Source organism: Streptomyces humidus (genome assembly GCF_014649655.1).
Classification (GTDB): domain Bacteria; phylum Actinomycetota; class Actinomycetes; order Streptomycetales; family Streptomycetaceae; genus Streptomyces; species Streptomyces humidus.
This window is the reverse complement of sequence record NZ_BMTL01000090.1, coordinates 1-5509: the sequence shown is the minus strand read 5'-3', so window position 1 is coordinate 5509 and position 5509 is coordinate 1. Positions and strand designations below refer to the sequence as shown.

Here is a 5509-nt window from a genome sequence, read left to right as displayed (position 1 = left end):
CGAAAACGCCCTAAATCACCGGCATTGCTGGTCAGAGGCACTTTCTGCTTGCCTGTTCACTTGCCGGACAGCCTGCTTCATGAAAGCGCGAGGTTAGCGTCGGGGGTGTGACCACGTATCGCTTCTCGCAGTTGGCTGAGCGCTCCGGCGTCCCGGCCACGACTCTCACGACGCCGGTGCGCGTCGTCTGACACAGCCCCGAGAGCTCAGTTCTTCGAGTGTCAGGTCGATGACGGCGACGTGGTCGCCGGCGTGCCCGAGGCTTGCGTAGAGGACGCGGAAGCCGCGCACGGCACCGTCGACGAGTAGTGCCGCCTCGAGGGGCTCGAGGCGCAACAGGGTCCGTCCCGGGCGCCGCGGCCGTCAGCTCCAGCCGTAGGACTCCCCGACCGGTTCCATACCTACCGGCACGCTTTGAGCGGATCCAATCATTCCCGTGTCCTCAGAGGCTTGCACCGAAGCCATCGACAACGAGCCGACACATCCGTACTGTATCTACATTCGCGAATGAATGTAAGTTGGGCGGCCAAATGACGACGATGCACATGCAGGTTCAACGGGAACTCCTTGCCCGCCTGGACCGGTCGACTACGCGGTGGACTCCTTCGACGGAGTCCTGATGGGGCTCGCTGTGGCGGCACTCTCGGCCTCGCCATGCCACAGTCATCGGCTTCACGGCCACGTTCGCGTGCATGGTCGTCGTGCTTGTCCTCGCGTGTGTCGTGGTGCTTGCCTTCGGTCCGCCCGCCGTCCGCCTCGAAGCGGCCGCACTGACGGCTCACTGACACCCACCCCTTGCGCCACCGGAAGGACTCCACCCATGCAGCAGCGCATCACCACCGACGCGGCTCGCGAGTTTCAACGCCGTCACGACGCCGTCCTGGCAGCCCTGCGCGAGGAAGGACGCCCGCAGCTCGTTGTGACCAGCACCGAGGCGCTCTTCTACTTCACCGGGGCGACCATCGAGGCGCTGGAACGGCCTTTCTTCCTCGTCCTTGACGCCGACACTGGCGGGCGGCACTTCCTGGTCCCCGAGCTTGAACGCACCCACGTGCTCGGCTTCTGGGGCACCGACAAGCAGCAGGTGCTCGCCTACCGCGAGTTCCCCGCGCCCGTCGGCGAAGCCTGGCACGACGTCCTGGCGCCGCTCCTCAAGCACGAGTTCACGTACGAACCGTCGACCCCGGCCTACATCGCCTCGGTGTTCGACGCCCTCGGCGGCAGCCACGCCGACGTGCTCCGCCCGGTGCGGCTCGTCAAGTCCGACTACGAGGTCGCCCAGGTAGCCATCGCCGCCGACTACGCCCGCCGCGGCGTGGAGAAGCTGCTCGCCGCCACCTATCCGGGCACCAGCGTTATCGAGGGCTACATGACCTCGAACGCCATCCAGCGGGCGGTCATCGCGGAACAGCAAATCTTCAACCCGCTCGCCTCGAGCATCACCGTCGCCGCCTGGCCGGCACCAGTCAGCTCCGAACCCCACTCGGTGCCGCCGCTGGCCGCGACGCTGGACGGCGGGCCGCACGTCGTGATGGCGCTGACCAGGGTCAACGGCTACGCGGCCGAGTGCGAGCGGACTTTCTTCACCCACGCGCCGACCCCTGACGAGCGCGACCTGTTCGCTGCCATGCTCGGCGCCCGCGCGCTGGCCTACTCGATGGTCCTTCCCGGTGTGCACGCCGCGGAGATCGACGAAGCCGTGAACGCCTACCTCGCCGTCCTCGGGTACGACGACCACCAGCAGCGTATGCACCGCACCGGTCACGGGTTCGGTCTCAGCGCGCACGAGCCGCCATGGATCGCGGTCGGCAGCGACGACGTCCTGGCGCCGAACATGCTGATCTCCATCGAGCCTGCCGTCTACGTCGAAGGAATCGGCGGGTACCGACACTCCGACACCGTGCTGGTCACTCAGGACGGCTACCGCTCGCTGAGCCCGACCGCGGACGACATCGACTCGCTCACCCTCACCACCTCGAACCGGTTCCGGCGCACCAAGGGTGCACTGGTGCGTCGCGTGGCGGGAGTCCGGTGACGGCGCTGCTCCTGGCACAGGTCGTGTACGCGACCGTGGGCGTGGCCTACAACGTGGTCAGCCTGCATGCCGTGCGTGCCGGCCGGCAGCCACTGAGTCAGGGGTCGGCGGCGGCGGGGCTGGCGGTGATGCTCGCCTACGGCGCCAGCCTGAGCCTGGGCTTCGCCGGCCTCGACGTGGCCTACCGGGCCGCCATGACCTTGTTCATCGTGGTCATCGGGTACGCCGGTCTGTTGGTCCATCTGCGCCGTGGACCCAGTGAGTACTACCGCAGCCGAAGCGCGTGGACTGCAGCAGTGGTCATCAACACGGCGGGCCTGCTGTTGAATCTCACTGCTCTGATTGTCGGACCATGACAGGTATCATTCACGCGTGAACGCAACAGGCCGACTCAAGCCCTCGGACACAGGGGAACTCGTCGCACGCCCGACGCGGCGCACCCAGGCCGAACGTCGGGCCCAGACACGCGAGGCGCTGATGGCCGCGGCCGTCGAGCACATCAACGCCGTTGGTGCGGCAGCGGTCACGACCCAGCAGATCGCGGCCAGTGCCGGGCTGACGCGGGGCGCCGTGCAACACCAGTTCGGAACCCCGGAGGACCTGTACCTCGCCGTGGTCACCCACGGCTGGGAGCAGGTGGCCGCAGCCCACCGGTCGGCGCCCAGCATCGAGACGCCGCTCGAGCAGCGTATTATCGGCTGGGCGCACACGCTGCACGCCGCCTACGACTGCGACGCCGCCCGGGCCGCCATCGAGATGCTGGTCCACCACCGCAACAGCGCCACCTTCATGGCCGGTCAGCTCCCAGCGCTACAGGAAGCCGAAGGCGTTGTTGACCGGATCTGGGCCGACTCGTTCGCCGACACACAGTTGCCCGCCGCAGACCTGATCCGCATCCGTCGAACGGCACGGTCATGCGTGATAGGCAGTTTGGTGCGGCGCATCAGCGATCCAACCGATACCGCAGACCCGGCCGAGGACCTCGTCCGGCTGCTGACCGCATTGCTCGCCCCGACCGCCTGAGCGGCCCTCCGGCGCCAACTCCAGCCTGAATCGTGGCACCGGGGCACCGCCCAGCACCGGGTCCCTGTTGCGAACATCAGCCGGTGATGAGGTCGGCGACGAAGGGGACCGTGCCTGCCAAGGATGCGTCCAAAGTGCTGCTGTAGTCCATGGGCCGTGACCGGCTCACCGTTGCCCCCCAGGACGGCCTCACGTACGGCAGAGTGGTGGCAAATGGGACGTCGGACTCCCGTCAGCTCGTGGCCCATGGAGAACGGCCGGTCGAAAGGCGACTCCGGCATGCCTATGCACCCACGGTCTCGGCGAGACCGGGCAGGCTGGCGAGCGCGAGCGCGAGGGCGCATCAGTCGCCGCAGTTCCACCCGCGGCTCATGCTGGAACTCGAACGCGGCGTCGAGCGGGTTTTCGGTCGCGCGGCAAGCGAGATGCGGCGGTCCGCCCCCGCCCCTTGGGGCGCTGCCTGCTCACCTGTCACGACGGAGCAAGAGACCGGGCTAACGGTGGACACATAGCCGATCGGGCTCTAGCCTCATTTATTCATGCATGCATGAATGAATCGGAGTGGGTATATGGCGGTTCTTCCGACGAGGCTAGAACTGAAGTCGAGGAGGGCCGAGGCACGACTTGCACCGACCCATGAATGGAAGGCACGTCGCCCCATGCACTCGACCGGCAACTGCTCGTTGGCGCGTGGAGGACCTATGCCCTTGCGACACAACCCACTCATGAGCGGGCTCGTCAGGCCGGCGCAACCGTGACGGCGACTCATCGGACGACACCCGATCCGCAGCGCCGAGCCGCAGAATCGGTTCAGCTCGACAGCGAGATCGACCTCGTCTTCGTCCACGGATTGGCCGGCGACGCCACGACCTGGGGCCCGGTGGCAGCAAGGTTGCCACCTACCGTGCACTGGCTCTCCGTGGATCTTCCCGGACATGGAAAGCGACGCGGCGACGACGGCCCCTTCACCGTGGCGAGATTCGCAGACGCTGTGCTTGATGACATCGAGCAGGCAGCGAACCTCGATCGAGAGAGCGAACGGCCACTTCTGCTGGTCGGACATTCCCTCGGCGGGGCCGTATGCGTCGAGGTCGCAGCCGCTACCGTTGGGCGGCCTGTACACGTCCTCGCGATTGACTCGCTCCTGAACAATGAGCTCTACGCCGCCCAAGGCGCTCTCAAGTTGATGACCTACCGATCGCTTTTGAAGGTGGCCTACAAGCCTTTCCTGGCCGCCGTGCTGCGGAAGTCCTACACGAAACACACGCCCGACTCCATCAAGCGACGCACCGCTCAGGACTTCGCCGACCTTCCCGCGACGGTCTTCATTCAAGCGTTCTTGTCCCTCGCCGAGTGGGACCGTGCCGGGCGCTTGGCTCGTTGCGGTTCCAACGTTGGCATCACCGCATTCCCTGCCACGGACAGTCCGCCGACAGCTCAGTCGATCGAAACATCTCGCGTCGCAGTCAGGCCCGTCGCGTATGGAGGCCACTTTTACGTCTTGATGCTGCCGGACGTCGTCGCCGGCTTGCTGTTGGACTTCATCGCGCAACTACCTGCCACCCCGACGAATCTCGGTTGAACCACTAGCCTCGGTCTCAGACCCCTGCCGTCTTGTCCTGCCCGCGAAGCGGGCAGGACAAGACCAGAAGCGGTGACTACGAGCCGGGCTCGGGCGCCGGCCGCAGCGCGACCAGCGGGGTTCTTTTGCGGCCGGGCCGGCCGCGAAGCTGGTCGTTCTCGACGGTGTGAGCTGCCCCGAGTTTCGTAGAGTCCGGTGATCTTGTTTCAGGCGGACTGCGGGGTGGCTTCCTGTTGTCGCCACCAGTCGCGTTCGTACTCGGCGGGCGGTACGTAGTCGAGGGCGGAGTGGAGCCGTTCCTCGTTGTACCAGGTGACCCATTGGAAGATCGCCCGCTCGACCTGGTCGACGTCCCGCCACGGTCCTTGCATCTCGATCAGCTCGGCCTTGAAGGTGCCGTTCAGCGCCTCGGCCATCGCGTTGTCGTAGCTGTCCGCGACCGAGCCGACCGACGCGGAGGCGCCGATCTCGGCGAGCCGGTCGGTATACCGAATCGACACGTATTGGGCGAGTTCAACCGGTGGTTGCAACACCGGGCTGTTGTAGCGAGCGTAGCTGTTCCTCGAATACCTCGGCTGGTGTCCGCCAACCGAGGACTTTGCGGGGCCGGTTGTTGATCGCCAGCGCGACGGCTTCGAGGTCCGCGGACGACCACCGGGAGAGATCTGTCCCCTTCGGGAAATACTGACGCAGCAGCCCGTTCGTGTTCTCGTTCGTCGGTCGTTGCCAGGGCGAGTGCGGATCGGCGAAGAACACCTTCGTCCCGGTGTCGTATAAAACTGCCGATCATCGTTGACACCTGGGTCTCCGATCACTACGGAGATCCACATGCCGAAGTCCACCCCCACCGCCGCACCGCTTGACCGTGA

General features: G+C 66.2%; 5 protein-coding genes and 1 pseudogene. 4 read left to right on the top strand and 2 right to left on the bottom strand.

Annotation, left to right across the window (positions count from 1 at the left end; genetic code table 11):
* Positions 1-820 precede the first annotated feature (820 nt).
* The 4 genes from IE239_RS41065 to IE239_RS41050 all read left to right on the top strand — a co-directional run bounded on the left by IE239_RS41065 (position 821) and on the right by IE239_RS41050 (position 4640).
* A complete protein-coding gene (locus IE239_RS41065; RefSeq protein ID WP_190154546.1) occupies positions 821-2035 on the top strand; it encodes a M24 family metallopeptidase in 1215 nt (404 codons plus the stop codon).
* On the top strand, positions 2032-2391 hold the full coding sequence (locus IE239_RS41060) for a hypothetical protein (RefSeq protein WP_190154545.1): 360 nt from the start codon (positions 2032-2034) through the stop codon (positions 2389-2391). Before IE239_RS41065 ends, IE239_RS41060 begins: the two co-directional genes overlap by 4 nt.
* Before the next feature lie 16 nt (positions 2392-2407).
* Complete coding sequence (locus tag IE239_RS41055) at positions 2408-3058, top strand: TetR/AcrR family transcriptional regulator (protein ID WP_190154544.1); 651 nt, start codon at positions 2408-2410, stop codon at positions 3056-3058.
* Positions 3059-3698: 640 nt separating this feature from the next.
* Positions 3699-4640, top strand: a complete 942-nt coding sequence (locus tag IE239_RS41050; RefSeq protein WP_190154543.1) for an alpha/beta fold hydrolase — start codon at positions 3699-3701, stop codon at positions 4638-4640.
* Positions 4641-4846: 206 nt separating this feature from the next.
* Here the strand turns inward: IE239_RS41050 and IE239_RS41045 are convergent, their stop codons facing one another.
* Positions 4847-5140: an integrase core domain-containing protein gene (locus IE239_RS41045; RefSeq protein ID WP_190154542.1), complete on the bottom strand. Its 294-nt coding sequence runs from the start codon at positions 5138-5140 to the stop codon at positions 4847-4849.
* 13 nt (positions 5141-5153) lie between these two features.
* Positions 5154-5411 (bottom strand): annotated as a pseudogene (locus IE239_RS41040) (IS30 family transposase); the annotation flags it as partial.
* Between the last annotated feature and the right edge of the window lie 98 nt (positions 5412-5509).

Excerpts from the sequence above, each read along its gene's own strand:
- IE239_RS41065 (WP_190154546.1), top strand. The coding sequence starts at position 821 with ATGCAGCAGCGCATCACCACCGACGCGGCTCGCGAGTTTCAACGCCGT.
- IE239_RS41050 (WP_190154543.1), top strand. The coding sequence starts at position 3,699 with ATGGAAGGCACGTCGCCCCATGCACTCGACCGGCAACTGCTCGTTGGC.